This window comes from Halocalculus aciditolerans (assembly GCF_014647475.1).
Classification (GTDB): domain Archaea; phylum Halobacteriota; class Halobacteria; order Halobacteriales; family Halobacteriaceae; genus Halocalculus; species Halocalculus aciditolerans.
In genome coordinates, this window is the sequence record NZ_BMPG01000008.1 from 21405 (window position 1) to 45330 (window position 23926).

Genomic DNA, 23926 nt, shown 5'->3' on the forward strand with positions numbered 1-23926 from the left:
TCATAGCTTCTCACAGCCCGGTTCGTTTCCTCGCTCGTAGTTGGTGATGGCGACAACGATCCGGAGACACAGCGCAAGAAATACTTCCGTTCGTGCGTGGACACGGCCTCGGGCGCGGACGTGCCCGAGGCCGCAGTCCTTGACTGCATCGTTGGTTCGTTCGACTCCTGTCCGGTTGTTGTACGTCTCCTCCAAGACGGATTGTTTCAGCTGAACGTCCTCGCTGTGTTCGGTGATGCGGTCTTCGACCCTGTACTCGATGTCCTTCGGGTCATCAGTGTTTCGCGGATTGTATGGAGCGATTGGCACGACCCCTGCGGCCAGCAGGAGGTCGTGCCAATCGAGGATGTCGTAGGCACTGTCTCCAAGCATCCAGATCGGTGTATCGACGGCGAGCGCGTCACGGGTGACGCGCATCGCCGTCTCTTTGTCTGCTTGTTTGGCCTGTGTGAACTCCGCTGCTATCGGGATCTTTGCGCCGGTCGAGACGATCGTACAGCCGAAGCCGTAGTAGTACTCCTCAGCCGTTGGATCGTAGTTCCATGACGCTGCATCGTTGTATTGAATCGCTTCAACGTGTGTCGAATCGATGGAGTACGTGGAGTCGAGCAGGCCGCGGGCGGCGGCCTGCTCGACGAGACTGTCGAAGACATCGTCGATAACGTGTTCGAGATCGGTGAGAAAGCGATCAACCGTGTCTCTTGATGGCGGTTTGTCGAGCCCGCAATAGTACCAGACAAGGCCGTTCTGAAGTTCTCGTGCAACCGGGCGTGTCCCGTAGACATCCTCGTAGTAGCAGTGCAGAAAGCCGCGAAAGAGGTCTGGTGGCTGATGCACTCGTGTTCGCCCCCGCTTCGAGGGGGCGAACACGTCGTACTCCAGCAGAAACTCGAACTCAAGATGCTCGAACAGCGGTACTGTCTCGGTAGCCGCCGCATTCAAGAAGTCGTCTACCGAAGCTACGTCTTGCAGGGTGCTGGCGCTCGTAGACACAGTTCCAACACCCTGCTGCCTTCTCTGAGAACGTTTCTATGACACGCTCCGTGTAGTCGTACAGGCGTCGGAACGCCCACGCATGGAACTTCTTCGCACCCTGCAGACGGTCGCGGATGTCCGTCAACTCCTCGAAGGCGATGGTGTCGCAGTCGTGTGTTACCGCCTCTTGGACGATGGCTTTCGAGATGCGGTGTAGGTAGTCCTCTACCCACCGCGTCTCGCGGTCGCCTATCCGTTCGATGGTCCGATGGGCTGACTCTGTGCCCGTCTGTTGAAGGGTGCCACGCACCCGCTCGTACTCCCGGCGACGATGGTTGAGGTAGTCGCCGCTCCAGAACATCCCAGTTGACGTGACGGCAATCTGTTCGATACCGAGGTCCACGCCGAGGACTGTGCTGTTCTCGGCGTCGCCTTGGTCCGGTATCTCGGACTCTACATCGGCCTTCGTTCCGATGTGGAGGAAAAAGGTGTCCGTCGTCTCGCGGTATTGGAGCGTCGCACCCGTCACCTCGTAGTCGTCGTCGCGGAGGTACTTCGTATGCGGATTATCTCCCTCCGGCGGCAGGACGTACTCGGCTTCGATACGCCCGTTCACCGTGGAAAGGGATACGCTGTCGTCGTGGAACGTCGCACTCCGTTTGTCGTATCGGATGGATGTCGTCGTGAAGTGTGGTTGTGACGCCTTCTTGCCGTTCCGCCAGCGGGCGACGACGCCCTTGATGGCTTCGGCGGCCTGGTTGCGTGCGGATTGAACGAGGTTGGCTTGAAGCCGTGTCTGTTCTCGAACGTCGGAGTACGTCCGGTCGTGGAGTTTTGTCTTCGAGGTGGGCTTGTAGTCGTCCTTCCATGCTTCTTGGACGACGTAGTTGCACGCCCACAGATACTCCTCGACGGTTTCGTGGAGGAGAGTCGCGTCGCTGTTATCCATGTCGAGTTTGACGACGACCGTGCGACGCACCTCCGCCATACTTCATATGTAGTTCCTAACATTCATATAGGTCACGTTTGGTGTGGGGAGTCGGTCAGCCATCGAACGGCGGTTGTTTCTCGCCGTGTCGCGTTCCTCCCCGCGGTAAACGGTGGGGTTTCCCGCTTGTATCTTGATGATTATGTTCAGCGGTCGGCCGCACCAGATCCAGTCAGGTCGACGGTGACAGCGATGTTCGTCACGGAACGCTGGCCCGAGACGGCCTACGAGTGTGGGTCGTGTGAGGCGCTGTTCGACACGGCACAAGAGCACGCCCTCCACTGCTGGGACGACCATCCATGGGTGCCGAATCCTGAACAGGTGCGCCGTCGACGCCACGCCGACGAGTGAATTCAAGAGCCGAAGCCAGATGTCGGGACCGTCCAGATGATTAACCAACAGTACTGGATTCTTGGGCGGGGTGTTGGTTAAGAAGTTGTTTTTGCGCCCGTGAGAGGGGCGCAGGGCGCGTGATGAGAGCGCCGTCGCGGGTGACGAATTCGATTTCGAGGTGACTGCAATGAAAGACCCAGAATCCAGAACCGTGTTCGCTGGCGTCGACGGACGAACCGATACAGAACTACCCGACTGGTACCGCCGGAAGAAAATGGTCGACGAACCGAAGTCCTTCGCCGAGACGATTCGTGACCTCCCGCAGGCCGTCGAGACGACAGTCGCATACCGGAATCCCTACTCCGACGAGTGGGTCGAAACGGATCGCTTCAACGCCTTGGTCGAGCCGACGAGAGCGCGCGACCACGCGACAGACGATGAGCCCAACGCAGACCCACTATTTCACGTCCCCACGGACAGCTACGCGATCATCAACCCGGTCGACGTGTACAGGCCCTTGGAAGAGGTCCTTCGCGAGGAAACCATCGACGGGACGCCCCTCGGCGATGTGATGTTCGGCGAGATCCGGCGCTACCGGGGCGGCGGCGAGGTCCACATGGACGTGATGTTCGACGGCCTCGAAGTCCGGCTGCCGGGGCGGTCGGACCCGATCACGATGGGCGTGACCTCCGGTTACGACTTCTTCGGTGAGCACGCCGTCTACGTGGAGGGATTCGCTCAGGACGGGTACTGCTCGAATTCGATGCGCTCGCTCACCGATAAGGAGGTCATCAAGCACGTCGGAGACGTTCGGGACTTCCGGACCTGGTGGGAGGAGATTCTCGCCCAGGTCGAACTCGTCGCCGACGACCTCTTCGAGTTCATCCGAGATGCCCAGGAAATCGATCTCGAGTTCGCCGAGCTCCCGTTCACCGTCACCGAGTTTTACAGCCTACTGGGATTCCCGGACTACCTCGCAGAGCGTGCTGCCGAGGATGCCGAGGCGAACGCGGCGTCACCGTTCGAGATCGATATGTGGACGCTGCACTCCGGCGCGACGTACGCGCTCACCCACTTTTTCCAGGGGAAAGAGGGCACGTCCCTCGACCAGTACGTCCGCGTTGCGAACGACATCCTGTTCAACCCGGAGGGCACGATCGAGCGCGTCGAACGAGCCTACGAGGAGCAGCTGGAGGCGGACGGCGACGACGGGTCGCAGGCGTCGCTCGCCGGCGAGCGGGCGCTCGCGAGCATCGAGCGTGTGAACGAAGACCTGCAGGCCAACGTCGAGCAGTTCGAAGCACGTGAAGAGGCGCTTCGCGAGCGGTTCCAGCAGGTGACGAACTAGCGCAGTCATCCGTTTTCGCGTTTCCATATGGCAAACGAAAACGCCCAGCAGCAGTGTCCGGTCTGTGATCGCCGAATCGCGAGCGTGACAATCGTCGGGCCGAGTGAAGCAGTGGTCACGCCGTGCGGGCATCGTATCGTTCCCCACCGACTCGACTGAAGGCCTGACTCACCGCTGAGCGGACACGGTGGCTACGTCGTCTCTATATTAACCAACGATGTGCGGGTTCTGGAGATTAGTGTTGGTTAATAGCGGACTGCGGCTCCGTTTATTGCCCCTCAGAGAGGGTGCAGGGCGGCTGGATTCGCCCTCGCAGCCCATGTTCATGTCGCTCGAAATCAGCTCCAGCAGCAGTACTGATCGCGACATCACCGCTGCCAGACAAGCCGACGTCGTGGCATTCCTCCATCGAGCGCCGTTCGCTCTGGATGCGTATCGGCTCGGATTCCTGCCTGGGTTCCGAGAAGACTGTGGGTACCAGCAGACCCAGTATCAGGACCTGAACATCCCCGTCGGGATGCTCGATAACGACTTTCGGGATCCCGATCTGGCTCGGTACGTCGCCCGATTTTTCGAATACGAACCCAAGGTTGGCGTGATCGGAGATGTGTACGAGGGAGACGACGTCGACGAGTACGTGGCGGCTGCCCGCGAAATTCAGGCGAGTTATCCCGACGCAGAACTCGTCATCGTCCCGAAGTGCCGCGAGGTGATCGACACGATCCCGAACGACCTCGTGCTCGGCTACTCGCGGGGGTACGCCGACCGATTGGCGCACGAGTTCTCCGAGCCGACCGACTGGCGTGGCCGCCGTGTGCACATTCTCGGGGGGAGCCCGCTGAAACAGTGGGACGTCATCCAACAGCTGACCCGACCGACACTAACCGACGACCCACCGGCCGACATCGTCGGCCTCGATTGGAACGGGCTGCATCGCGGCGCGCAGTTCGGGGAATTCTGGACAGCTGATGGGTGGGATGACAGCGGTCGTGACGCCTCCCACGTCACAGTTCGGAAGACAGTCCGCCACAGTCTCGCCCACATCAAGGCCTTCTGGCAGTCTCACGGTGTCTGGCCCGACTCGACACCACATAACGATACTCTGGAAATCGAGTACGAGGGCCCGTCACCAACCGATCTCAATAGTGCTGCGTGTACCGAATGCGAAGCGAACGTCTGGACGACTCAGCGCGGTCCCTTCATCGCTGAGTATGATACCGGCGTGCTCTGTGGCTACTGCAGCTACGAGTGCTACTTCTCACATCGCCATCGGAACAACCTCGAGGAGATCGCCAGCGAGCAGAGCGTGTACATTCCGCCGGCGTGACGCCACGAGTGTTTTTTCGCGCCCCGGAGGGGGCGAGGGCTCGATCCAGAAAGTCCTCCGAGAAGGTAATTTTCCGTGAGTCAACAACAGCGTCCGAACGACGTCTCGATCGATTCGATTCCAGTCGACGTACCGAACACCCAATCAAGCGAGGTCGACCCCGCTGAGGTACCCGAGGAAATCCGATCAATCACCCGTGGACTCGCAAGTGAGCAGCCGCCGACGAACCCGCTCGTTGTCCTAAAAGCGGCTCGCTGGTGGTACATCCACGGGAAAGGCGGAACCGATCCCGCCTTTCAGTGGGCCATCGAGTGGGCGCGACACCTCGCGACCGACACGCCTAGCGACGTGGACCAGTTCGACGCGTTCCTCGAGTATCTCGTCGCGGTCGGCTTCGCTGACGAGACCCACGAACTCCGGTGACCGCCGCCGCGAGTTTTTTGTGCGCCCCCAAGGGGTGCGGCGCGTCCTGAACTGACGCAGTCGCCGTGAACTCGATTCGGTGAACACAATGGCTACGACCACTGACTCGTCGGTCTCGTTCGAGGAGACCGACACCCGACACGACGAGATGCACAGTACCATCGAAGCCTGGATCGACGACCTCGTCGACCACGTCGACGACGCGCAGGCCAGCGCGGAGTTCCAGGAGTGGCTTGACGTCCAATCTCGGTTCCACGACTACTCCCATCGGAACACGCTGCTCATCAACCTCCAGTGTCCCGAGGCGACGAAGGTCGCCGGGTACAACACCTGGCGGAATGAGTTCGACCGGCACGTCCAGGAAGGTGAGTCCGCCATCTGGATCTGGGCCCCGATCATTACGAAGCAGTGTCCCAAGTGTGAGAACTCGCCTAGCTACCACGAACAAAGCGACTGTGAGTACGACGAGACGGCGCCGGACGAGTGGTCGAAAGGGCTCGTCGGCTTCAAACCAACGGCTGTGTTCGACGTGTCTCAGACCGAGGGTGAGCCGCTCCCCGAACTGGAGACTGAGGCGACTGGCGATGCCGACGACCTGGTGCCTGTACTCACGAACGTAGCGGATGAACTCGGAGTGTCGGTCCGCATCGTCGACTCTGCCGACTGGGAGCATGGCGACGCGAAGGGCGTCTGCAAATACCGGAGTAAGCGTGATCTTCAACCAATCGTCGAGGCCAAAGCCCGCTCGAATCAAGCCGACCTCGCCGTGACGCTGATCCATGAGTACGCCCACGCACTCCTCCACGCTGATGTCACCGACGAGACCGAGCGATCGAAACGCGAGGTTGAGGCCGAGGCAGTCACGTACATTGTCGGGCGGTATTTCGAGTTGGATACGAGCGGGTCCGCGTTCTACCTCGCCGCCTGGCAGGACGACGACGCAGACGCGATTCAGGAGCGGCTTGGTCGAATCGGGTCGACCGCTGAGGAGCTCATCGAAACCGTCGACGAGTAACGAGTTTGTGTCTCTCCGGCAGACGAAGTTACAGAGGTTTCTGCAGTAGTGTGTTTCAGGAGTTGTTTTTCTCGCCGCGAAGGGTGGCGGCGTGACTGCACTCGTCACGTCGGACAGACCCAGACTAATCCATGTCCGGACGGAATTCAATCGAGGCAGAAGAGACAGACCGAGGCGAACACGAACGAGATGGATACGCCCCTGATGGCGGCGTTGTCGCTACTGTTCCAACGACCACGACCCTCGGAGGAGATGTGCAGCAGCCGACGGTTGGCGATGACGAACACCAGGAGGACAGCGATCCTCGTACCGAGCGTGCTCGAACGGAGGAAATGGACGTCTCGTTACTCAGGAAAGGTGGTGTGTACGATGTGGAGTCGGCGTCGGGGAACACCTATGAGGTCGACGTCGCGAGCAAGACGTGTACGTGTCCAGACTTTACGAAGCGCCAGCCGAGCGGTGGCTGTAAGCACCTACGGCGGGTCGACATCGAGATTCGGAGCGGGAGCGTCCCACGTCCAGATGGACGGCTTCCGGCGACAGTAGACGTGAGGGAGCAGCTTTCGGAACGGATTCTCGAACTAGAGCAGGAAATCGACGAACGAGAAGCCCGGCGGAGGGAACTCGAAGCAACAGTGGCGGTCCTCGAAGAGCTCTCGATACGATAAATACCCAGATTAACCAACATCACTAAGATTCCAGTGCCAGTGTTGGTTAATACGCCGTGACCCATGTCTTACTCGCCACCATCCCCACCGCAAGAAATCCCCGACGACGTCGTGGAGATGCTCAATGAGCAATCACCAGAGGTGCTCAAGCATATCGCCCAGTACGCCGAGGAGCTCGCCGAACATCGCGAACGCGAAGCCCGACTAGCCGAACAGGACGAGGAAGAACAGATCGAGGACCGACCGGAGGATCGTCCGGACGACGTCCCCTCGAAGGCTACAATCACGATCAAGGAGATCAACGACAACCGCTACTACTACTGGCAGTGGCGGGAAGGCGAGAAGGTGCGCTCAAAGTATAAAGGACCGGTCAGTCCAGACGATTAGCTAGTCTGGTTCTCTCGTGAACAACCCCCCTGATTCGAAGTGAGCTTAATCGCTTCTCAGAAGATTTGACACCCCTGATTCGGAATGAGCTTCAGTAGAAGGGTTCTAGGTAGAACGAACCTCATGATGCTTGATTAAATCTCGTAGGTCCCGTTGTGAAGTTCTGAAAGCCGTTCATCGCTCTCTACAACTGCCTTCATTACTACATCTTTGTCCTTGATAAGCTGGTGTTCCAGATAAACACCCTGTTTGTGTCCGCCACCGACCTGGTGAGACTCAGAGATTCCCATTAGCGCGAACGTGCTGAGAATCTGGCTCACTCGATCATATGAGAGAGGATCAGCACCGACGTCACCACAGGTCGTCTCGTATTGACTGTAGATACCAGAGGTGCGGAAGCGGCGATTATTCGAGCCAGTCAAGCGACCGAGAGTGTAGAGAACGAGTTTAGACTGTGGTGAGGTGCTTTCGATCGTCTCCTTGACTCGATTAACCTCTGCACGCTTGACTGCTTTGTCGACATGTTTTGGACTAACGACCTCGGCATCGGCGTCGTCAGCGATGTCACCAGCAATTCGTAGGACGTCGACTGCCTTTCTCGCATCACCGTGTTCATCCGCCGACCGGTCGGCAGTCTCGGTTATGACGCCGTCTTGAACGACACCATCATGGAACGCGTCTCGTCGATATTCCAGGATCTGCTCGATCTGATCGCTTTGGTATGGTTCAAAGACGAAGTCCGTCGTCCGCATCGAACTCTGAACGCGTGCGTTGAGTTTTTGTCCGAAATCGATATCGTTGCTGATAGCAATGATTCCGATATATGCATCGGTGTGACCAGCTTCTCGAGCTCGCGAGAGTTCATGGAGGAGCCCCTCAGCGTTATCAACCATGTCGATCTCGTCAAGGATGACAATGAGCCCATCGTAGTACTCGTCGATAATGTCGTAGGCGTAATCGTAGTACTCGGCGGAACCTAAACCGATACGAGGGATATCTATATCAGAATCAGATTTGTCGCTTAGCGCACGAGCGATTGTTCGGGCCACTCGTGTTTCGGTATTATTCTTCTTGCACTCAACGTAGACGCTTGCAGCGGGAACGTTACGTGCCGTGGCAGTATCAACGAGACGGTCGGACACGTGACGGCTGACAAGTGATTTTCCAGTTCCGGTTTCGCCATAAATGACGACGTGGTTTGGTTGTGATTCGTGAATGAGGTGTCGGATTTCTCCAGCTACCGATTGGATTTCCGTGTCACGACCGACGATGCGATCAGGGCCAGGAACTGTTCCAATTGAGAGTAAATCTCGATCTGCCCAGATCTGAGTTGAAGAACCGTCTTCATTGCCCTCCCGAACGAACAACGGGTCATTTGCCGGATCGTCCGAGTCTTGTCGTTGGATTTCCTCCGAGGCCGACGAGATTTCAGAAGCAGAACTGCCCTCCCTGTTTGTATCGAAATCATCCAGCTGCTGGTCCGTGATAGACGAATCACCTCCACCATCTGGTTCTTCATTGTCTGTCATAGATTCATCCTGGGAAGGAACCTACTTAGTCGTTACTCCCCTCGTTCGGAATGAGATTCGTTGGATATCGGTACTAAACAGCGGAAAATCGATAGGTGACATCACCATACCTGATGATACCCGATTCAGAGTGAGCTATTTCCTAGAACGAGAGGATTGCCAGCAGCTCAAATGATCAGCGGGTTCAGATCAACCCCCTCGTTCGGAATGAGGTAGTACAAGTTGGTCCATCATCCAAGGATTGGCAATGCTGTAGAGACCCCCCTGATTCGGAGTGAGCTATCACCGAACTAATGGACGATATTGATGCCAGCTTAATCAAGATGGATGTAGATTGGAGTTGGAAGGACACACCCCCCTGATTCGGAATGAGATCCCGTAAGACTAACCGTATGGGCGCGATCTTCTAACAACCAACTAGGCGGTCCTTAACTAGGACGAGTCATTCTCTCCAAATCGAAAGACAGCGTAGACTTTCAAGATTAACCGTCTAGTTATAACCCTAGCTTTATTACCTAGCCAGACTAAAATTCCACTAAGTGAAATACAGCACTAGTTAGGAGTATTAGTGAATACACCTAACACTGGAAGTACAGCTCTTCTATCCCTTGAATTGAAGCAGTAAATTATACGTCGAGAGCGTATATCCGATCAATCCATTACTGAAACCTCCTCATCGGGTGGAAATTCACCTTCTAATCAGGCGGTATAGAGGGTATCATCTCATTCCGAACGAGGGGGGTGTGTGGTTCCACTCGTATCTTGTTGTAACTACAGGGGTAGAATGAGGTGATCTTAGTCGTTCGTGTCTTATCTTCGTGAGTAAGGGCGACACGTTCTCGTGACGCCTTCTCGTCATCGACGCCTACGAGATTTCGACGCGGGTCAACAATCCCGGAAACGACAATCCGCAGGTTATCGAACCGCTGGACCACGAGCAGTCCGGACTCGGTGAATTCAGTTCGGGGTAGCTGTCGAGTTCCTCGTCGTTACTGCATTGGCGATGCAGCTGCCGAATCGACGAGTGAATACTCTCGATCTCGACTCGTGCCTTCCGCTTTGAGGAGGTTGTACTGAGCCATCTTGGAGAGGTACGTCCGGACGGTCCGTTTCGTTCGAGGGTCATCGACGTCCTCGGAATAGCGCTCGTGGATCTCGCTCGGCCCGACCGGGCCGTGCTCGCGCACGATGTCGTAGACGACGCGCTGGTGCGGAGTGAGTGAGTCGAGGCTCTTCTGCTTAATCTGGGCGCGGGCATCCTCGGCGGCGTCCAGGAGGATGTCGTTGGTGATCCGCTCCTGGTTCTCGCGGTCGGCCTTGCTGGCCGCTGTTCGAAGGATGCCGATTGCGAGGCGGGCGTCGCCGGCGGCCGCATCGGCGATGCGGTAGAGCTGGTCGTCAGTGATAACGTCCTCGTCGAGACCCCACTTCGCCCGCGCACTCAGAATGTCGTACAGCTGCTCATCGTGGTACTTGTCCATCCGGACGTGTTCGCTGGAGCGCAGCCGGCTCACGAGGCGGTCGTCGACGCGGCTGAACAGTTCCTCTTCCTTGTTCGCGATGCAGATGATCGCGAACTGCGGGAGGCTGTGGAGGTCGTAGATGACGCTGGGGTCTTCGAGCTGGTCGACCTCGTCAAGGATGACGACGGTTCGCGGGCCGTCGTGCTGCTGGAGACGGTCGACGAGTTCGTCGTGGGGCGTCGACTGCCGGTGGATGTCGATGGTCGCGCCGAGGTCGTCGAGAATCTGGTAGAGCGTGCGGAACCGGGTGTAGTTGCGCCAGCAGTTGACGTAGATGGCCTCGACGTCGAGGACCTCTTCTCGAAGTCGTTCCGTGACGAACTTCGAGATGCACGTCTTGCCGGCGCCGCTGGGTCCGGTGACAATAGCGGTGTCGGCGGGCTCTCCGTTCGTGATGGGCTCAAGAACGCTGGAGAGGTGATTGACCTCGGCGTCGCGATGCTCGACTTCCCGAGGGACGAATCCGGCCCGGAGGACGCGAGCATCGCGAATCATCTGTCTCTGACAGACTGATTTCGGGTCAGGTTACAAAAGCCTGACCGGGTCGTTTCCGGAAACTGCATCCTCCCGATTCTGTAATTAGATTCCTCGCGTTGTGTCTGCCTCTTTTCCCAATCGCGGAGAGATGCTTCCGGAAATTCTCTGAAAATTCGAGATTTCCTGAATCTGTGAGTGAGTACCTCGGGACTTATTTCGTATTTGACCGTTCGCGTTTCTGGAAACGTCCTCGGAAAGTCTGTACCGGGGTGGTAGATCCAGTCACGGGGTGCCCTTGACACCTATATTGTTGAAACTCGGAAACGACCCGGATTCACACTTCAGGACGGCACACATAGTGGGGGTACTGGCGCCGTGATATTCCAAGTGTTGTCCTTCCTACCATGATCGATTTCGAGGAGCAGATCCCGTCGATACTCGCAGCCGATACTAACGACCTCTATGAGCGTGATCCTGAGACGTTTTTTGCAGCCCATATTGGCTTCTGTCCGCGCCAGCTATACGTCAACAAGCTCGGGCTCTCGAAATCCAAAACGTACTGGGGCAAGTATCGTGCGTCGCGTCTGATCCAGAACTACTTCGAGCAACAGCTCAGCGATCGCAATCCGACACTGGAGACCGAAGTAAGCTTGAATATTGACGAGGGCCCTGTCCGATTTCTCGGTCGGTGTACCCTGTATGATCCCGCCGACGAAATTGCGTACGTGCTGAAGGTACGGAACGGCTGGTACAAATTCTCCCCACCGATCGACCGCCATCTCGACCAGCTTCACATCTATATGCAGGGATTAGGAGTTGAGCAAGGAAAACTCGTGTACGTTTCAAAAAACGACCTCAGCGATATTCGGGAATGGCCGTGTCCAGACGCTGACTCGTCTGCCATCCAGTTCGACGAATCACGATATGAGCAGTTAGTCACGAAGGCAAAGCGGATTCGCAACCAGATCTGGACGCACGGCATTGCGACAAGTGAGGCCGAAATTCCACTTGAGAAATGCGGCTGCTACTTTTGCCAAGAGGAATCGTTGGCTTTCCCGGATGCAGTGCATCCAATGTCGGACGGGTCTGGTGAGCCAGCTCTCGATACGTCTGAAAATAGGGGTTGCATGGCAGAGGAGACTGTCGAGACCGGCGTAGCTGATTCGACTGACCAGACCTCTTCTACCGAAGCGGAAACCAGGGATCTGCTTGATGTGCCTGATTCGAACGATACTCGTATTTTGGACGTGGATCGTTATCATATCCCGGCGGCATTGCGTGACTTGGATATTTGGGTTGTCTGGGATGGCCGGTCGAAAGTCGCTCTCGCGCCTTGGCAGGCGGACACAATGTATCCGTGTGAATGGGCCGCTTCAAAGGACGTGAATCCACGCCGGGGCTTCCAAAAAGCGAAGATGGTAGCAGAGCTTCCGCTTCGTGAGATTCATCGTGCGTGGCCGTTCCCCGATGGTGAGGATCTTCCCGAGGCTGTGCATCCAGCGGTTCTCCTCCCACATGATCCACCAGATCCTCCGCTCTCGTTCGTGGATTTCGATGATGTTCGGGATCCAGAGACGGGTGAGGTATCAGACGAGGTAGCAACTCTCGTTGATGCGCTTGATGGATACACAGAGGTAAGTCAGAGTGGGACAGGGCTCCACGTGTATGTGCGCGGTCGTCTTCCGGAGGGGGTCGGGGCCTTTGCGACGGCCCTTTCCCAGCGCGGCGCCTTGGAAATCTACGATCACGCGCGATTCACTGGTGGGACATGGCGACATGTCGCCGGGACTCCACTCGATAGCGTTCCTGAGGCGACGGATGTCCTCGCTGCAATCGTTTCCCGGTACTAGTCCCGATATTGTTTTGCCAATTCGCGGATTTTCTCTTTTTTCTTCCTGATGTTCACCGAATGCCACCTCGAAAATTCTTCTATAGAAATGTTTGTTCGAGCCCCCACTTTGCCCGAGCACTCAGGATGGCGTACAACTGCTCGTCGTGGTACTTATCCATCCGGACGTGTTCACTCGAACGGAGCCGACTCACGAGGCGGTCGTCGACGCGGCTGAACAGCTCTTCTTCTTTGTTCGCGATACAGATGATCGATACGCCGCCGACAGGCGACGGCTGAGCCGAATACTCCACTTTCACTCCGGTAGGCTGTTACTTATCAATCTCGCATACAATAGGCTATATGTGGCGAATCAGGTCACTCGAACCTATGTTGCGTCCATTCACAACCACCAACAGGTGTGTGAAGACCTCGATTCGCTCGGGTTTGCGGCCTCAAAACTTTGGAACGTCGCTCGGTGGACCTGCGACCGTATCTGGGACGAAACCGGCACGATACCAGACCACGGTGCTCTCAAAGCGTACCTCAAGAACAACGAACGCTACGCGGATTTGAACGCACAATCCAGTCAGGCAATTCTCGAAGAATTGGCTGAAGCGTTCGACTCGTGGTACACACTCCGTGGGAACGGTGACAAGAAGGCGAACCCGCCCGGCTACCGCAAGCACGGTGATGACCACCCACGCTCGACGGTCACGTTCAAAGAGGATGGGTTCAAGCACGACCCCGACCACGATCGGATTCGACTCTCGAAGGGGCAGAATCTGAAAGATGGGCGTCAAGACTTTATTCTCTGTGAGTACGCTGTTGACCCGGATGTGACCGTCCAGAACGTCCAGCAGGTCAGAGCTGTCTGGACCGGCACCGACTGGGAGTTGCATATTGTGTGTAACGTCGAACGAGACGACCCGGACCCACCCGGCGACCGAGTGGCCGGTATCGACCTCGGTATCTGCAACTTCGCCGCCGTTGCGGTTGGCGACGACGCTTTGCTGTATCCCGGTGGCGCACTCAAAGAGGATGATTACTACTTCCAGAAACAGCGGGCGAAGTGCGACGATAGTTCCTCCCGCAAAGCACAACGGCTGGACCGCAAGCGTGGCGAGCGCCGGACACACTTTTTCCACGCTGTCTCGAAGGACATAGTAGCCGAGTGCGCCGCCCGAAACGTCGGAACGATTGTCGTGGGCGATCTGACTGGTATCCGCGAGAACACAGACTGGGGTGACCACGGCAACCTCGATCTCCATGGGTGGGCGTTCGACAATTTTACGCAGATGCTGGAATACAAAGCGGCCGAATACGGCATCAGTGTTGAGCGCGTGGACGAACGTGGTACCTCCAAGTCCTGTGGTTCGTGCGGGACCATCGACGACAGCCAGCGTGTTGAACGTGGGCTGTACGTGTGTGACGAGTGTGGGCTGGTCGCTAATGCCGATGTGAACGGGGCCGAGAACATCCGACAGAAGGTACTCCCAAATCTCGCCTGTGACGGGGGAGATAGGGATAACGGCTGGATGGCACAGCCAGCGGTGCGCCTGTTCGACACATCGACGGGGAGGATAGCCCCTCAAGAACAGGTGACCCGCGAACCATAATCTCCCAACGCTCGGGAAACCGCGCGGAGAACGGCGCGGAGGATGTCATACGGAGGTGAGTCAAATCAGACCACGTGTACGTGCGTGGCCGTCTCCCAGAGGGGATCGGGGCCTTTGCGACGTCGCTTTCCCAGCGTGGCGCCCTCGAGATCTACGATCACTCGCGATTCACCGGTGGAACGTGGCGCCACGTCGCTGGGACTCCACTCGATAGAGTTCCTGAGGCGACGGATGTCCTCGAGGCAATCGTCTCCCAGTACTAGCCCTGGTCTTGCTTTGCCAATTCACGGATCTTCTCTTTCGTTTCTTCCTGATGTTCACCGAATGCCACCTCGAAAATCCCTCTATAGAAATGTTTGTTCTTCTCGAGCGTGATGTCCTCACGCTTCAGCTGCTTCTTTAACCGAGTGAATGTTACCTCGATTTCTTCACTCTGCTCCGGCTCAACGTATATAGTGGCCGAATCCCAATCCTCTCTGATGTTCAGTTGTTCGTCGTCTGATTCCTCGGTCGGCGATTTAGTCTCCGCTGTAGGGGCCTCTCTCTGCTGACGTGATTGGTCTTCGGTTACTGTTGTCGGATCACCGTCTCGGCTTTTTCCGTCCGGTGTGGTCTCTGTCGGCTCGTCGTCGGCCGTGGCTTCCTCGTCGTCTGCTTCCTCTGACGGATCCTCAAATCGCTCGTCCATTCCTCGGGGCATCCTTACACCTCCACCTGCGTTTTGTCGAACGCTCGTTCCATTGTCTCAGCAACCTCCAGGAAGAGGTCGCGCTCAACTTGTTGGTCGTTTGCGTCCTCCCATTCGAAAATATCGCAGCCGTTGTCCCACGCGCGCTGTATCGCTACCCGCATCGGAAGCTTGAAGATCGGCGCTAGTGACGCATATGACTCATCGAAAGCATCGAGAAACTTCTGTGACTGACCATCGTCCCGATACATATTTGCCAACAGTCCAACGATTGCAATCTCGATCTGTTGATTATCCTCGATTGATTCCAGCTGGTCCCAGAGATCGTCTAGGGCATCTCGTGATGTCGCTTGGGTTTGTGCGGCCAGGAACACGTTCTGCGCCGCGATGAACGCCGCATCTGTTAGGACCGAGAGATCAGGTGGGCAGTCGATCAAGATAAAATCGTAGTCGTAACCGTCGTCCACTAACTCTTCGAGGGCAACTTTCAACGAGAGACGAGCGCCTGCGTCGTCCATCCAATCCCGGGCAAGACCCATGTCCTTGTGGCTCGGCACGAGATCGAAATTTAGGTGTTCGTACTCGTCGCTGTGGATCATAATTTCTGAAAGCGTCGTGTCGTCCGTGCGCGGATTGTCGACGAGGACGTCAAGAAGATTTGCGTCATCGGTAGCGAGCGTATTTGGAAGGTCGTTCTTCGGGCTTGAGGGGTCGTTGTCGTCGCCCGGGCCGAGTCCCAGGCCTTTCGTCATATCGGCCTGTGGATCCATATCAATCGCGAGGACATCGTGATCTCGCGAGGCCAGTGCCGCTGCACTGTTTATCGTCGCCGTTGTCTTCCCAGTCCCGCCCTTCTGATTGCCGAAGGCGATCGTGGGAATACCGGTCGATGGTGTGACGCCCCAGCCACGAGGTGACTCGGTCATAGTACGATCATTGATTCAATGACTCATAAATCCACGTCAGACATCTAATCCCGCTCTGAAAATTCTAAAGTTCCGTATTCCATGGTATAAACCGCTAACAGGCGGTTTTGATGTTGTATTTGGTGGGAATCAAAGAATCACTGATTCATTGGTTCAATACATCCTGGAATCCCCGCTTTGCTGGTTTCTCGTGGAATGGTGGTTGCTACTGGCCGTTACTGAATTAGTCACTCTGTGCTTCTCGGAGTGGGTAATTCATTGAATCACTATCTCTTGGATTCACTGATTCATTGATTCACTGACTCCATGATTCGCCACATCCTATTGGATTCCAAGAATCAAGTACTCCTTAACTCCCTGATTTATGGCTTCACTGAATCACAGATTCTGTGAATCAGTGAATCAATGTCCGGGCCATCTCGAGCATTTACTGGGGTAATGGATGAAACTAATCGAAGGTGTCACTGACGGTTGAGGGTCTCGATATTACGTGATCTCTGCAATCAGCTCAAAGCCGTCTTTGAACGTGATTTGCCCGTCGAACCCATGAGCTTCGATTGCAGTGACGACGCCGTTCCCTGCATCGTCATCCGTCGTGAGGACACAGATAGACGCAGCCTTCCCGCTTTCTAAGAGGTGGGCTGCGACGCCACCAAGTGCGGTATCCGCTTTCTCGATGTTGTCCTCAGAGCGATTCTCGGTCGTCCCTTGCATGTATGAGAGAATTCCTAGGCTTCCTCGTCGACCGGCTTGTCACGCGCATTCCGAATTTGGTCGAAATATGGATCGTACTCCCGTATGTCGAGAATCACCTCGCGGAGTGCATGGAGTACCGCAATCCCGAACGCAGGTTGAAGGTTGAGTTCGCGTGCTGCGAGGCGTTCGGTCATACCGCCCTCGACATACGGGATCGCGTACGTGAGTGCCGCAGCGAGCTTGCCTACGCCATGTTTCTCGATCAGCAGGTCGAGATCCTGATCCTGGGGCGACCGGCCGATTGCCTCGACGAGTGTGGGCGTGATCGTGTATGTATCGCCATCGAGGTTCGCAGTAAGGGTAATCGGGATGGCCGTGTAGGTGTGCGTTTTCTGCGTTTCATCCCGCGTGAGTACCCGGAGTTCGACGAGCGTTCCCGTATCCGCGTACGCGGTCGTGCGGGGTGTGTCGATGTCGGCGACGATTTCATCAATCGTCACTTCGCCTTCACGGAGAATATACGTGTAGAGGCGAGCGAGCCGTGGCTCTTCGAGTAGCTGTGCCACTGACATGAGGCCATTAATGGCGCGTTCGGGGTCCCCCGTCGCTTTCGACATACAATACATGATTCGTGTATTGAGTAATAACGCTTGGGTTGTGACCGAAGTCGGAGGTGTCCAAGTATCACTCTTTGCTTGGTTCGAAGGCAGCAGCCAGCTGCTCGCGCATATACTCCCGGCGGAGCGTCCGGGCGCGTGTATCCGAGAGGTAGTTCTGCAGGACGACGTCGGCGCTCGCGCTGCCCTGTTCGGCCGCGATCTCATCGAGGCTTCCGAGGACGACGTCGAGCGACGCAGAATACGCGTCGTACCAGTACCGCCGCCCCATCTTCGGCGCCGGTGTCACCCCGTCGATCTCGTCGGGAAGGCCCGCCCGGTCAGCGAGCTGTGTAAACCGGTTCCAGACCGTCCACCGGGAGATGGAATCGCCCGAGGTGTGGGGTGACGGAAACAGGTAGCCGTCCCAATCGTCGTGATCGGCGAATGCTGCAAGCCGATCCTCGAGGACATCCCGACCGTACAGCAGCGACACCTGTCCGGGACCGTTCTTTCGCTCCTCGAAGGAGATATACGGGACTTCGTCGGCGGCGACGTCGAGGACGAACTGGCGTGTGTGGAGGCGGGCGACCTCGTTCGGGCGAAGCCCCCACGCGCACAGTGCGAGGACCAGGAGGCGGTCTTCTGGTCCGTCGGCCGCCTGGTAAAGCGCGCGGACGTGCTCGGTGGCGAGACACGGTGTGTCGGCATCGTCATCGGTGTCGTTCGACCAGTCGAATTCCTCGTCGAGGCCGTCAGCCGGGTTGACGGCGGCCCATTTGCGCCGGACCAGATGGGCGTACCAGTTTGAGACGGCGAGATGAATCCGGCGTTTGGTTTGCCCGCCATTGAGATCCTCGTGCAAGCGGTCGAACGCTGCCCAGCACGCATCGACCGCTTTGTAGGCCGGGACGTCGCCATCGCGAGCGACGGGCGTCACGAGATCGTATGTGTCGTTCTCGTCGCAGTAGGCGGCGACGTAGCGGTTCAATCGGTAGCGGAGCGTATCGATCGACGAGTCCGCGAGGCCCTTTCGCTCTCGACGGGAGGTGAGGAACGATTCGAGCGCCTCGATAGTCCGTTCGTGGTCGGTCGCCCAGTCATAGCTCGTCTCCGTGGATTCGAGCCCGAGGTCAGTCGACCAGAACTCCCCGAACGTCATATCGTGGTACTCCCGCAACGCGTAGAGAAGCGGGCGGAAGTCGTGGTCGCGGAGCCAGCTGTGCGTCGGCTTCTCCTGGTCGGGATCGAGACCGTCGGCTTCCATCGCGGGGGCGACGACCGCCCAGTACGCGTCGACGAGTTCCTCGCGGTCGAGCAGCGTCCAGGAGATGTCGTCGACGTCCTCCCAGTCGGCGTGTGTCACCGGCGTTGTCGCGTCACTCACGGGGGACACCCCACCGTTTCCAGTATTCGAACCGCTCGGAAGCGGCGTAGCGGCCTCGATGAGTGGGTTTCCGATTCTAAGTCCGGCATGTTCGGGCAGTAGCGCGTTTCTCACAACTACATTATAGGTTTTGGGGACTCACTGACCGTCACAGTCTGTGAGAACACCGACCAAAGATGTCGAAATACCGAGTCACAAAGTAAACTCCATGTCGATATATAAAATCTGTTAGCGCCGGCGGCCACGTTTTCGGGATCTCGATAGCTACAAACCACTAGCTCCGTGATACATTGAGCGGATTTGATGCACTGGTGCGGCGCAGTAACCGACTTATTGAGTAGGTAGAATCAGTCGTTGTCGTGACTAATGTGACACACTGATAGCTCTCGCAGCCACGATTCCCGGACTGCAATGGATAGAGAAACCACCCCGACGGTGGATGACGACGCCCCCGCGCTGGCGGGGGCGATCGTCGAGCATGCCGGAGCGGTCTCTGAGACTGCTGATCACCTCTGGCGGGTTCTCGGCAGCGTCGTAATCCCTACAAACGGTCTGACCGACGCCCGCCAACAGGCGAAAGTCGCCAACGGTACTGAGCCGATGGCGCGTGTCTACCTCTATCAGACGATCTACGACCTCGCCCAAAGCGAGGTCGCAGATCGCTTGGAGGAACGGACAGCACTCCTAAAAGAACTGGGCTTGGAGACGGCACCGTCCCAACAGACCATCTCGTACGCGTGGGACCAGTTCAGCGAACAGACCGAATTGACGCTCACCGCTGCAGCCACGGGTATCGCGCAGGAAGCCGTTGACCACGGCGTCATCATGGAAGCACGCGTTCCGATCATCCCGGACGAAGATGACATCGACGAAGACGGAGACGAACCGACGGTAACACGCGAGCACGTCCGAAAGCACGGGAGCAAGGTCGTCGAACTCGCCAGGCGGCACGCCTTCGGCGAGTTCGACTCTCACAGAGCTGAGAACACGGTCTACGAGGACGAACAGATCCTCGATCTGTTCTCCTCGGCGTGCCTCACGCAGGGAAGTGCGCATTCGGAGGGAGAAGCCGGCTGGTTTCTCGACGAGAACGACATCTGTGACGACTCGACGTTCCTACGAGTGATCAAGCAGTTCGCAATGCCGGCTGATCAGGAAGTACCTGTCTCACTCCAAGAGCAACAGATCGAGGATATCGTGGCGTTCACCGAGGTATTCCGCGAGCACCTCATGAACGCGTTCGATACCGCAACCGAGAACATCCTCCAGACGATCCGGTATGAAGATCCATTCGACGACCGCCACGTCGTGGCGGCCGTCGATTTCACGCGCGTTCCCTACCACGTCTGGCCGTGGATCGACAAGGACGAAGAGATCTCGAAGTCGGCGTATCCGCCGATGGTGAGCGGCTACGTGGACGACGGCGAACTGAAACACGGCTACACGTTCGCGACGATCACGATCGTCGGGAACGCTGTCCCGATCATTCTGGGTATCGAACCAGTCAAAGAGCACTCAGAGTGGGAGCCAGCCGATGCACCAGCTGACTCGAAAGCAGACGTCGTTGGGCGTCTGCTTTCGAGAGCCCAGCAGTACGTCGATCTCGACGAAGTGCTGCTGGATCGCGGCTTCTACGCGAAGGAAGTTCGTGCTGAGATTGACGGTCGCGACTTGCTGTATACGATGCCGGTGCCGAAGTACGAGCCAGATTACCGGGCAATCAAGAAAATCAAGAGCAAAGACGGCGTTGACGCCGCTGTCAACAACGACATCCCCGTCGGGATCGACGGCGATGTCGATCACACCGCCGCGTATCTGTACGTTCCAGCGACCAATGAGGACGCTGACGGGAACTACGCTGTGTTCGTCACCAACCGCGATCACGTCGCTCCCGACGAGATCGCTCACGTTACCAACAGCTACAGCCGCCGCTGGGACATCGAAAACCAGTACAAGTCGGTGAAAGCGTACCTCCCCAAGACCTCGTCGAAGGATTACCGCGTCCGATTGTTCAACTTCACGTTCGCCGCGTTACTGTACAACCTCTGGCGACTCACCGACTTTCTCGTGAAAGTCGGCATGGACCGTGAGATCAGATCGCCACCAGTCGTGACCGCCAGGACGTTCGTCCGGGCGGTCGGCCAGTCACTGCGAGAGGTCGGCTGATCGTTATCAACCCTTGTGCTCGCCTGCGGCAAGCCGCAGGACTCGCAGTCTAAGCGAGATATCGGCGGCTGTTGCCCACTCGAACTGTCCTGCCCAGCCAGCTAGGGATCAACGCATAGGACGTTCTCCCCGATCTCTCAGATGGTACCTAATTCGACCGTTATTCGTTTGTAGAGAGCCAATATCCCGAAAACGTGGCACGAAATCCCCCGATCCATCGCGATGAGTCGGGAAGTACTAGGTCCAGTATGTGAAATCCGGTAATCAAGGGGAGACGGGCCATCGTGGCCACTATTAATATAATGACACTACATAAATATAATATATTAAAATATATTAAAATATATTTAATATTGTGTTAATAATTGTGTGGTTAGTCTCCTTATCGTTTTCTCGAACTCGTCAGTCGAGTAGTCTGAAACTGTAGACTCAAGATCTGTTTTGAGCTCTTGCTGCAATCTCTTATTTTCCATTACGGTCGAAATCTTCTGAATAGCATCATCAATGCTGTCATATTTTAATTTTGGTTCTTCGTTTATGATCTCAGTTTGTCCTCCCCCATTCGGAACAAATGGAATAACACCCCCTGCGACCATTTCTGCAACTGCAATTCCGAAGTGTTCGTTCTTCCGCCCATGTAACCCGTACCGGTGCTGTTCAATGAGGTCTACGAGGTTCTGGCGATCAACGTACCCTTCAAGACACACGTACTCGCGGGCCGCTGCCTTCTTAAGGACCCGTTCGTAGTATGACTGACTGCCGACTCCACCAATAATGTGGAGATGCGTCTTTATTCCGCGGGTCCGCAATCCGTCTATGATTTTGATCATTTCCAGCTGGCGCTTAGACTCGTGAACTGCACCCACGGTAACGAAGCCCGGTTCTCGGTTGTCTACGGTCGGATCAAAGTCTTCGACGTTCACCGGAGGATAAACAACCTCTACTGGGTGATCGTAGGTGTGCTGGATAATTTCCCGTGTCCAGTGGGAGTTCGTGACTAGGGTTGTCGAGGAATCGAAATCTCCAGCACCGGCGACGGCTCTGCAGACCGTCCGGTAGAGCCGGTAGGGAACCGACGGGGCCCACGTTTCGTACGTTGAGTCGGCGCTCCCTGAGTAGGACGGAAAGTGGATATACTGCAACGATGGCCCGTCGACGAAAAACTCGTTTGCCGTACTCACTACGAGATCGTGATTTAGCTCCGATGAGCGCACTTGCCGTTGCACGAACGCGGATTTGAGTGCGTCCAGATGCAGATCTGTCTGGCCCCACTCATTAGATAGATCTATGATAGTTTCAATTACCGAAACAGGTAGTGATGATACGGATGTGACCGTTAGATCGCCTTCATCAACTGTAACACCGTTCTGCTGATTAAGTGACTCAAACTCAGGAGTACTCCCAGTGTATAATGTGATTTCGTGATCGTTAATGAGTGCATTGAGTACGTGGAGCGTGACTGTTATACCCCCGCGCCCACGCGTGATATCAGGGTGGAATACTGCGATATCTGCCATCTATTGTCTCTAGGTTCCCCTTTATTGCTGATTACCTCTTCGGAAGCGTTCTACTCATCCGTAGGGTGTTACAGGTTATTTTCATACTTGATCGAGCTGGTCTTCTGAGGAAAAGACTGTCGTTTGGGTGAATCAGTGTCTTAGTCAAGTTATCAATGCCAAACCTATTGGCATCAATTTAGTCTGGCTTTGATGACATATGCGTCATTTTTTTCTGCATATTCTATTCCGGACATGACTGGACGCTTCCATACAATATCGTATCCTTTATTTCTCAACACATCTATTGTTTCAAAACTGGGGGACCCAAGAAATCCATGCGTCTCAACGATGATTGTTTCTGGTAATAGCTCTAATTGGTTAATTATTTTAGTTTCTGCACCTTCCACATCCATCTCAATCACATCAAAATATGGAAGCGAGGATGGTGAAATAGTATTGTAATCACCTCTATTTCCTGGCGCTTCTTTAATATCACCAATAGCAGAATGATGGATCGTAAAGTCTACGTCATTCAGAGACCGGGTTTCTTCGATAATCTCAACTCTTTCCCCACTTGCTTCATATACATGGACAGATTCACTATCTGATAATCGAGCAGCGATAACGGCTGTCACACCAAATCCTCCGCCTATAATTCCGACTGAGTCACCGACAAAAACAGATTCTTGGAGGCCCTTGATATTGGTTGATTTATACTCTGGCTTATGCGAAATTGTATTAAAAAGAACATAATCATCTATTTTTGGGCGATATCTCCCAACTAGTACCTCGTTATATATGGACGGTTCCCCGCGAGGGAATATTGGGCGGAAAAATCGTCGATAACAGTATCCGGGTATCTTTCGGGAAATATGGATGAGTCCTTTATCAGAGACATCATGAATAACGTCGGTGATAGATACCATTCTTATCGGTGTATTATAGAACCTGAGTAATAAACCACCGGAAAAACCTTAATGACGGTATATATATGTTCATTATATAGCTCAACCAAAGAGAAGTTGCACAGCTGTCGAATGCATAGTAGCAGCACGAATCTTCTCGAGCGAGTGTCGCGTAGTCGACCGTTTCCACGCAGTTACTATCTTGTCTCTATACGGCATTGCATTATAAGTAAGAGTCCCGATAATGATACTGCCGTTGGACCAGTGTTGTAGGGTTGAAGCGACGCGAGAATTCTCTACTGCCGCTTGGATCCATGACATCGTATATATCGTATCCATTGATCCTGTATTGAGTATTACCCCTGAAGCAATCAGTATCCAGAACGCGCGAGTAAGTCCTGGCGTAAAGCTTAGATTAACGAGAGATGCCGCTAATCCGGCGGCTATTGCCAGACTCAGCTGCCGGGATCGCGCAGTGTCATGCCAGCCCCGCCACAGTCCCAGCACTGTGACTCCAAGAACAGCGTAAAACCAGAACATCGCTGGCACACCGCCGATAACCCCAAGTAATAGGATGATATTGTGGGGGATAAACTCGGAAAAATACTGTGTAACAGGTGGAG

20 protein-coding genes and 3 pseudogenes are annotated in these 23926 nt (G+C 55.8%); 11 read left to right on the top strand and 12 right to left on the bottom strand.

The genetic code is table 11. The annotated features are described in order from the left end of the window. Together IEY26_RS16755 and IEY26_RS16760 are read right to left on the bottom strand one after the other, a co-directional pair. On the bottom strand, nucleotides 1-993 hold the full coding sequence (locus tag IEY26_RS16755) for a transposase (protein WP_188980967.1): 993 nt from the start codon (nucleotides 991-993) through the stop codon (nucleotides 1-3). Continuing rightward, nucleotides 896-1963 carry an RNA-guided endonuclease InsQ/TnpB family protein gene (locus IEY26_RS16760; protein ID WP_229774191.1) on the bottom strand — a complete coding sequence of 356 codons (1068 nt, stop codon included), beginning with the start codon at nucleotides 1961-1963 and terminating at the stop codon, nucleotides 896-898. Before IEY26_RS16760 ends, IEY26_RS16755 begins: the two co-directional genes overlap by 98 nt. Nucleotides 1964-2101: 138 nt before the next feature. On the opposite strand from IEY26_RS16760, the pseudogene IEY26_RS16765 reads away from it, so the two are divergent. The 7 genes and pseudogenes from IEY26_RS16765 to IEY26_RS16795 form a co-directional block, all read left to right on the top strand. Beyond that, nucleotides 2102-2314: pseudogene (locus IEY26_RS16765) on the top strand (hypothetical protein); the annotation flags it as partial. Between the two features lie 169 nt (nucleotides 2315-2483). After that, nucleotides 2484-3644 carry a hypothetical protein gene (locus IEY26_RS16770; protein ID WP_188980969.1) on the top strand — a complete coding sequence of 387 codons (1161 nt, stop codon included), beginning with the start codon at nucleotides 2484-2486 and terminating at the stop codon, nucleotides 3642-3644. Nucleotides 3645-3969: 325 nt separating this feature from the next. Next, on the top strand, nucleotides 3970-4971 hold the full coding sequence (locus IEY26_RS16775; protein WP_188980971.1) for a DUF6610 family protein: 1002 nt from the start codon (nucleotides 3970-3972) through the stop codon (nucleotides 4969-4971). A 75-nt stretch (nucleotides 4972-5046) separates the two neighbouring features. Next, entirely contained in the window at nucleotides 5047-5394 is a 348-nt protein-coding gene (locus IEY26_RS16780; RefSeq protein ID WP_188980972.1) for a hypothetical protein, read from the top strand. Nucleotides 5395-5482: 88 nt separating this feature from the next. Beyond that, nucleotides 5483-6409, top strand: a complete 927-nt coding sequence (locus IEY26_RS16785; protein ID WP_188980973.1) for an ArdC-like ssDNA-binding domain-containing protein — start codon at nucleotides 5483-5485, stop codon at nucleotides 6407-6409. A gap of 254 nt (nucleotides 6410-6663) precedes the next feature. Then, nucleotides 6664-7077 carry a hypothetical protein gene (locus tag IEY26_RS17765; RefSeq protein ID WP_326838287.1) on the top strand — a complete coding sequence of 138 codons (414 nt, stop codon included), beginning with the start codon at nucleotides 6664-6666 and terminating at the stop codon, nucleotides 7075-7077. Nucleotides 7078-7140: 63 nt separating this feature from the next. After that, nucleotides 7141-7464 (top strand): hypothetical protein, encoded by a 324-nt coding sequence (locus IEY26_RS16795; protein ID WP_098727774.1) that lies wholly within the window; start codon nucleotides 7141-7143, stop codon nucleotides 7462-7464. Nucleotides 7465-7598: 134 nt separating this feature from the next. On the opposite strand, the gene IEY26_RS16800 is transcribed toward IEY26_RS16795, so the two are convergent. Continuing rightward, complete coding sequence (locus IEY26_RS16800) at nucleotides 7599-8993, bottom strand: Cdc6/Cdc18 family protein (RefSeq protein ID WP_188980975.1); 1395 nt, start codon at nucleotides 8991-8993, stop codon at nucleotides 7599-7601. A gap of 857 nt (nucleotides 8994-9850) precedes the next feature. Here IEY26_RS16800 and IEY26_RS17580 point away from each other — a divergent pair. Further along, a pseudogene (locus IEY26_RS17580) lies at nucleotides 9851-9964 on the top strand (SOS response-associated peptidase); the annotation flags it as partial. Between the two features lie 18 nt (nucleotides 9965-9982). Here the strand turns inward: IEY26_RS17580 and IEY26_RS16805 are convergent. Then, on the bottom strand, nucleotides 9983-11011 hold the full coding sequence (locus IEY26_RS16805; RefSeq protein ID WP_188980976.1) for a Cdc6/Cdc18 family protein: 1029 nt from the start codon (nucleotides 11009-11011) through the stop codon (nucleotides 9983-9985). Between the two features lie 386 nt (nucleotides 11012-11397). Here IEY26_RS16805 and IEY26_RS16810 point away from each other — a divergent pair, with 386 nt between their 5' ends. Further along, entirely contained in the window at nucleotides 11398-12843 is a 1446-nt protein-coding gene (locus IEY26_RS16810; RefSeq protein WP_188980978.1) for a hypothetical protein, read from the top strand. 91 nt (nucleotides 12844-12934) lie between these two features. Here the strand turns inward: IEY26_RS16810 and IEY26_RS16815 are convergent. Then, nucleotides 12935-13096, bottom strand: a pseudogene (locus IEY26_RS16815) (AAA family ATPase); the annotation flags it as partial. Between the two features lie 90 nt (nucleotides 13097-13186). Here IEY26_RS16815 and IEY26_RS16820 point away from each other — a divergent pair. Continuing rightward, nucleotides 13187-14440, top strand: coding sequence for an RNA-guided endonuclease InsQ/TnpB family protein (locus tag IEY26_RS16820; RefSeq protein WP_188980980.1), 1254 nt, complete (start codon nucleotides 13187-13189; stop codon nucleotides 14438-14440). Nucleotides 14441-14699: 259 nt separating this feature from the next. Here IEY26_RS16820 and IEY26_RS16825 read toward each other — a convergent pair whose 3' ends face one another. From IEY26_RS16825 to IEY26_RS16845, 5 genes are all read right to left on the bottom strand, one after another. After that, on the bottom strand, nucleotides 14700-15128 hold the full coding sequence (locus tag IEY26_RS16825; protein ID WP_188981010.1) for a hypothetical protein: 429 nt from the start codon (nucleotides 15126-15128) through the stop codon (nucleotides 14700-14702). A gap of 14 nt (nucleotides 15129-15142) precedes the next feature. Further along, complete coding sequence (locus IEY26_RS16830; protein WP_188980982.1) at nucleotides 15143-16054, bottom strand: ParA family protein; 912 nt, start codon at nucleotides 16052-16054, stop codon at nucleotides 15143-15145. 486 nt (nucleotides 16055-16540) lie between these two features. Beyond that, nucleotides 16541-16768 (bottom strand): hypothetical protein, encoded by a 228-nt coding sequence (locus tag IEY26_RS16835; RefSeq protein ID WP_188980984.1) that lies wholly within the window; start codon nucleotides 16766-16768, stop codon nucleotides 16541-16543. Between the two features lie 14 nt (nucleotides 16769-16782). Continuing rightward, a complete protein-coding gene (locus tag IEY26_RS16840; protein WP_188980986.1) occupies nucleotides 16783-17367 on the bottom strand; it encodes a DUF7437 domain-containing protein in 585 nt (194 codons plus the stop codon). A 67-nt stretch (nucleotides 17368-17434) separates the two neighbouring features. Continuing rightward, nucleotides 17435-18733: a tyrosine-type recombinase/integrase gene (locus tag IEY26_RS16845; protein ID WP_188980988.1), complete on the bottom strand. Its 1299-nt coding sequence runs from the start codon at nucleotides 18731-18733 to the stop codon at nucleotides 17435-17437. Between the two features lie 411 nt (nucleotides 18734-19144). Between IEY26_RS16845 and IEY26_RS16850 the strand changes: the two genes are divergently transcribed. After that, the gene (locus IEY26_RS16850; RefSeq protein WP_188980990.1) at nucleotides 19145-20899 is read left to right on the top strand and encodes a transposase; all 1755 of its coding nucleotides are present in this window, start codon (nucleotides 19145-19147) and stop codon (nucleotides 20897-20899) included. Between the two features lie 347 nt (nucleotides 20900-21246). Here IEY26_RS16850 and IEY26_RS16855 read toward each other — a convergent pair whose 3' ends face one another. Both IEY26_RS16855 and IEY26_RS16860 read right to left on the bottom strand, forming a co-directional pair. After that, on the bottom strand, nucleotides 21247-22416 hold the full coding sequence (locus IEY26_RS16855; RefSeq protein WP_188980991.1) for a glycosyltransferase: 1170 nt from the start codon (nucleotides 22414-22416) through the stop codon (nucleotides 21247-21249). Between the two features lie 173 nt (nucleotides 22417-22589). Then, the gene (locus IEY26_RS16860; RefSeq protein ID WP_188980993.1) at nucleotides 22590-23324 is read right to left on the bottom strand and encodes a class I SAM-dependent methyltransferase; all 735 of its coding nucleotides are present in this window, start codon (nucleotides 23322-23324) and stop codon (nucleotides 22590-22592) included. Nucleotides 23325-23926: the final 602 nt, after the last annotated feature.

Excerpts from the sequence above, each read along its gene's own strand:
- IEY26_RS16760 (WP_229774191.1), bottom strand. The coding sequence starts at position 1,963 with ATGGCGGAGGTGCGTCGCACGGTCGTCGTCAAACTCGACATGGATAAC.
- IEY26_RS16770 (WP_188980969.1), top strand. The coding sequence starts at position 2,484 with ATGAAAGACCCAGAATCCAGAACCGTGTTCGCTGGCGTCGACGGACGA.
- IEY26_RS16775 (WP_188980971.1), top strand. The coding sequence starts at position 3,970 with ATGTCGCTCGAAATCAGCTCCAGCAGCAGTACTGATCGCGACATCACC.
- IEY26_RS16785 (WP_188980973.1), top strand. The coding sequence starts at position 5,483 with ATGGCTACGACCACTGACTCGTCGGTCTCGTTCGAGGAGACCGACACC.
- IEY26_RS16795 (WP_098727774.1), top strand. The coding sequence starts at position 7,141 with ATGTCTTACTCGCCACCATCCCCACCGCAAGAAATCCCCGACGACGTC.
- IEY26_RS16800 (WP_188980975.1), bottom strand. The coding sequence starts at position 8,993 with ATGACAGACAATGAAGAACCAGATGGTGGAGGTGATTCGTCTATCACG.
- IEY26_RS16805 (WP_188980976.1), bottom strand. The coding sequence starts at position 11,011 with ATGATTCGCGATGCTCGCGTCCTCCGGGCCGGATTCGTCCCTCGGGAA.
- IEY26_RS16810 (WP_188980978.1), top strand. The coding sequence starts at position 11,398 with ATGATCGATTTCGAGGAGCAGATCCCGTCGATACTCGCAGCCGATACT.
- IEY26_RS16825 (WP_188981010.1), bottom strand. The coding sequence starts at position 15,128 with ATGGACGAGCGATTTGAGGATCCGTCAGAGGAAGCAGACGACGAGGAA.
- IEY26_RS16830 (WP_188980982.1), bottom strand. The coding sequence starts at position 16,054 with ATGACCGAGTCACCTCGTGGCTGGGGCGTCACACCATCGACCGGTATT.
- IEY26_RS16835 (WP_188980984.1), bottom strand. The coding sequence starts at position 16,768 with ATGCAAGGGACGACCGAGAATCGCTCTGAGGACAACATCGAGAAAGCG.
- IEY26_RS16840 (WP_188980986.1), bottom strand. The coding sequence starts at position 17,367 with ATGTCGAAAGCGACGGGGGACCCCGAACGCGCCATTAATGGCCTCATG.
- IEY26_RS16850 (WP_188980990.1), top strand. The coding sequence starts at position 19,145 with ATGGATAGAGAAACCACCCCGACGGTGGATGACGACGCCCCCGCGCTG.
- IEY26_RS16855 (WP_188980991.1), bottom strand. The coding sequence starts at position 22,416 with ATGGCAGATATCGCAGTATTCCACCCTGATATCACGCGTGGGCGCGGG.
- IEY26_RS16860 (WP_188980993.1), bottom strand. The coding sequence starts at position 23,324 with ATGGTATCTATCACCGACGTTATTCATGATGTCTCTGATAAAGGACTC.